The 4,214-nt window shown below is 67.8% G+C and carries 5 protein-coding genes and 1 pseudogene; 5 read left to right on the forward strand and 1 reads right to left on the reverse strand.

The window, feature by feature from the left end:
• The 5 genes and pseudogenes from QZY07_RS00005 to bioD form a co-directional block, all read left to right on the forward strand.
• A pseudogene (locus QZY07_RS00005) lies at window positions 1-476 on the forward strand (biotin synthase); the annotation flags it as partial.
• Window positions 469-1,647: an 8-amino-7-oxononanoate synthase gene (gene bioF / locus QZY07_RS00010; protein ID WP_295398759.1), complete on the forward strand. Its 1,179-nt coding sequence runs from the start codon at window positions 469-471 to the stop codon at window positions 1,645-1,647. The pseudogene QZY07_RS00005 and the gene bioF, both read left to right, overlap by 8 nt.
• 9 nt (window positions 1,648-1,656) lie before the next feature.
• On the forward strand, window positions 1,657-2,427 hold the full coding sequence (bioH, locus tag QZY07_RS00015) for a pimeloyl-ACP methyl ester esterase BioH (protein WP_295398760.1): 771 nt from the start codon (window positions 1,657-1,659) through the stop codon (window positions 2,425-2,427).
• Window positions 2,424-3,284: a malonyl-ACP O-methyltransferase BioC gene (gene bioC, locus QZY07_RS00020; RefSeq protein WP_295398761.1), complete on the forward strand. Its 861-nt coding sequence runs from the start codon at window positions 2,424-2,426 to the stop codon at window positions 3,282-3,284. The genes bioH and bioC overlap by 4 nt, the downstream gene beginning before the upstream one ends.
• Window positions 3,281-3,976 carry a dethiobiotin synthase gene (gene bioD / locus QZY07_RS00025; RefSeq protein WP_295398762.1) on the forward strand — a complete coding sequence of 232 codons (696 nt, stop codon included), beginning with the start codon at window positions 3,281-3,283 and terminating at the stop codon, window positions 3,974-3,976. Before bioC ends, bioD begins: the two co-directional genes overlap by 4 nt.
• Window positions 3,977-3,984: 8 nt before the next feature.
• Here bioD and QZY07_RS00030 read toward each other — a convergent pair.
• Window positions 3,985-4,214 (reverse strand): hypothetical protein (locus QZY07_RS00030; RefSeq protein WP_295398763.1); only part of this gene is annotated, 230 nt, incomplete at its 5' end.

Genomic DNA, 4,214 nt, shown 5'->3' on the forward strand with positions numbered 1-4,214 from the left:
AGACCTGTAGCGGCGGCATCCTCGGCATGGGCGAATCGCGCCGCGACCGCGCCTCCATGCTCCGCCAGCTCACCAACCTACCCGCCCACCCGGAGTCGGTACCGATCAACCTGCTGGTCCAGGTCGAAGGCACCCCGCTCTTCGGTCAGGCCGCGCTCGATCCCTTCGAGTTCGTGCGCGTGGTCGCCGCCACTCGCCTCCTGATGCCGGCCTCCCATGTGCGTCTCTCCGCCGGTCGCAACGAGATGAGCGACGAGTTACAGGCGCTGTGTTTTCTCGCGGGCGCCAACTCCATCTTTTATGGCGAGCGCCTGCTCACCGCATCCAATGCCGAAGCCGACCGCGATCGCGCGCTCTTCGCGCGCCTGGGGCTCAACTTTGAGGAGATCGAGGCGGAACGCACCGAACCGGGCGGCTGTCACAAAACGACTGGACACACCCACGAAATTTTTATCGGGAACTCAAGCGTTGAATGATGGACCAGTCAACACTCATGCAGCCGGCCTCCGCGCCCAACTCGATGACCTGAAGGCCGCGCACCTCTACCGCCGCCGGCGCGTCCAGGATGCCCCGCAGCAGCCGCGCGCCATCGTCGATGGCCGGCCCCTGCTGAGCTTCTGCAGCAACGACTATCTGGGGCTCGCCAATCACCCCGAGGTCATCGCCGCTCTGCAACGGGGCGCCGAACGCTGGGGCGTGGGCAGCGGCGCGGCCCATCTGGTGAATGGTCACAGTGCCGCCCATCACGCACTGGAAGAGGCGTTGGCCGAGTTCGCCGGCTACCCGCGCGCGCTCCTCTTCTCGACCGGCTACATGGCCAATCTCGGGGTCATCGCGGCGCTGGCCGGACGCGGCGACCGGGTCTTCGAGGACCGGCTCAACCACGCCTCGCTGCTCGACGGCGCGCAACTCTCGCGCGCCACCCTGCGCCGCTATCCGCATGCGGACAGCGCCGAACTCGACCGTCTGCTCAAGGGCGGCCCGACGCGGATGATCGCCACCGACGGCGTGTTCAGCATGGATGGCGATCTGGCCCCGCTGCCCGCGCTCGCGCGGATCGCCCATCAAGCCGGCGCCTGGCTGCTGGTCGACGATGCCCATGGACTCGGCGTGCTCGGACACGGCGGTCGCGGCTCGCTGGATCACTGCGGTCTGGTCCCGAGCGAGACGATCATTCTGATGGGCACCCTGGGCAAAGCCTTCGGCACCTTCGGCGCCTTCGTCGCCGGGTCGGAGGATTTGATCGAGACGCTGATCCAGCGCGCGCGCAGCTACATCTACACCACCGCCACCCCGCCGGCGCTCGCCGAAGCCACCCGCGCGAGCCTGCGGCTGGCCGAACGCGAGGACTGGCGCCGCGCGCGGCTCCGGCTGCTGATCGCCAGATTCAGACAGGGAGCCGGCCAGCTCGGTCTGCCACTCACCGATTCGTTCACGCCGATTCAGCCTCTGCTCGCCGGCAGTGCCGAGCGCGCCATCGGCTGGAGCCAGGCGCTGGAAGCGGCCGGAATCCTGGTCGGCGCCATCCGCCCGCCGACGGTCCCCGAGGGCGCCGCCCGACTGCGCATCACCTTCTCCACCGCCCATGCCGACACCGATGTCGACCGGCTTCTGGATGCCTTGGCCGAACTGCCAACTGACCACTGAAAACACCCCATGCCAATCCATCTCCCCAACGCTCACCAAGACCTCGTCATGCTGCATGGCTGGGGCATGAACGCCGCCGTCTGGGATGCCTGCCCGGCGGACACCTGGAACGGACTGAACCAGCACCGGATCGATCTCCCCGGACACGGTCACAGCCCCTTCCCGCCCGCGCTCGACAGCCTCTGGACCTGGGCCGACGCCTGCCTGGACGTGGCACCGGAACAGGCGGTCTGGCTCGGCTGGTCGCTCGGTGGATTGGTCGCGCTCGCCGCCGCGCTACGCGCGCCCAAGCGGGTCACGGGGCTCGTCCTGCTGACCGCCACGCCCCGTTTCGTGCGCGCGGCGGACTGGACGCCGGCGATGCCGGAGACGACGCTCGATCAGTTCCATCAGGAACTGGCCGCCGATCCCGCCGCCACGCTCGCGCGTTTCCTCGCGCTCCAGGTGCGCGGCAGCGACTCCGCCCGCGAAGTTCTGCGTACCCTGCGCGAGATACTCGCCGGCCAACCGGCCCCCAACCCCGCCGCCCTGTCGCTGGGCCTGGACCTGCTGCGCGACGAAGACCTGCGCGGACGGCTCCCGGACCTTCGCTGTCCCGCGCTCTGGCTGTTCGGCGATCATGACGCACTGGTCCCGGCCAAGGTCGCCGAACGCATCGAGATCCTGATGCCAGACGCGCGGACTCAGGTCATCGCCGGCGCCGCCCACGCGCCGCATCTGTCGCACCCGGTCGAGACCGCGCGGGCCATCCGGTCCTTTCTCGCCGAGCCGGTAACATGATCGACAAAGGACGCGCGCGCCGCAGCTTCGAGCGCGCGGCGACGCACTACGACAGGGTCGCCGTGCTTCAGCGCGAGCTCGCCGATCGCCTGGTGGAACGGCTCGACTATGTCCGGCTCGAACCCCAGCGCATTCTGGATCTAGGCGCGGGCACCGGCCATGCGATTGACGCGCTCCACCGTCGTTACCGCCGGGCGCGGGTGATCGCGCTGGATTTCGCGCACGGGATGCTGCTCCAGGCACGCAAACGTGGCGGCTGGCTGCGCCGCCCGTGGTGCGTCTGCGCCGATGCCGAGTCGCTGCCGCTGGCCGATGGCGCGGTGGATCTGATCGTCTCGAACGCCACGCTGCAGTGGTGCGACCTGGAGCGGGCCTTTGGCGAATGTCTGCGGGTGCTGCGTCCGGGCGGGCTCTTCCTGTTCACCACCTTCGGTCCGGACACGCTCAAGGAACTGCGCCAGGCGTGGAGCGAGGTGGACGGCGACACTCATGTCAGCCCCTTTCTGGACATGCACGACATCGGCGATGCGCTGGTCCGGGCACGCTTCGCCGATCCGGTCATGGATGTCGAGCGCCTGACCCTGACCTACGCGCACACGCGCGACCTGATGCGCGATCTCAAGCTCCTCGGCGCCCACAACGCCACCCATGAACGCCCACGCGCGCTCACCGGACGCGCGCGACTCGCGGCGGTCGAACGGGCCTACGAGCGTCACCGTGACGCCGGACGCCTGCCCGCCAGTTATGAAGCGGTCTATGGTCACGCCTGGGCGCCGGAGCAGAAACCCTGTGCCGGCGGCATCGCCATCCCGCTCAGCGCCATCGGCGGACGGGGACGCTCGGGCGGGCGGACATGAGCGGCGTCTTCGTCACCGGCACCGATACCGGCTGCGGCAAGACCGCGATCAGCGTCGGGCTGATGGCGGCTCTCCAGTCGCGCGGATTGCGTGTTTTGGGCATGAAACCCGTGGCGTCTGGCTGTGCACTGACGCCTAGCGGCCTGCGCAACGAGGACGCACTGACCTTGCAGGAACAAGGCAGCAGCCGGGAACCCTATGAACGGATCAACCCCTACGCCTTCGCCCCGCCGATCGCGCCGCATCTGGCGGCCACCGCGGCCGGCGTCGCGATCGATCTGGCGGCGATTGTCCGCGCCTACGGCGCGCTGGACGCCAAAGCGAATCTGGTGGTGGTGGAAGGGGTCGGCGGCTGGCGGGTTCCCCTGGGGCCAGACTTCTCGCTCAGCGATCTCCCGGCCGCGCTCGAACTCCCCGTCATCCTGGTGGTTGGGCTCAAACTCGGCTGCCTCAATCACGCCTTACTGACCGCCGAAAGCATCCAGTCCAGCGACACCCGCCTGATCGGCTGGATCGGCAATCAGATCGATCCCGAGATGCTGGTTCTTGATGCCAATCTCGCCACCCTCGCCAACCTGATCGAGGCGCCCTGTTTGGGCGTTGTACCCTGGCTCGATCACCCGGAGCCAGCACAGGTCGCCGGCTATCTGCGGGAAGCGGCGCGGGCGGGCTCTTTAAGTTGGGTCGGGTGAGACGGAGGTCATACACCGGACACAATTCGAAGACAAAAAAAAGGGCCTACGTTTTCACGTAAGCCCTTGTTCCGATTGGAGTCCCCACGGGGGTTCGAACCCATAAGCGCCAACATAGCCGACAAGCCCTTGAAAATCAGTGGAGAGGTGCGATGTGTTAGCTTTTTGCTGCCATGCTCCACGCCCCTCAGCCCGTCGATCTTGCGTTTGAAGCGTTTCTGAAGGAATTGCCACCCGA

It is taken from the genome of uncultured Thiocystis sp., from assembly GCF_903866365.1.
In the GTDB taxonomy this organism is placed as follows: domain Bacteria; phylum Pseudomonadota; class Gammaproteobacteria; order Chromatiales; family Chromatiaceae; genus Chromatium.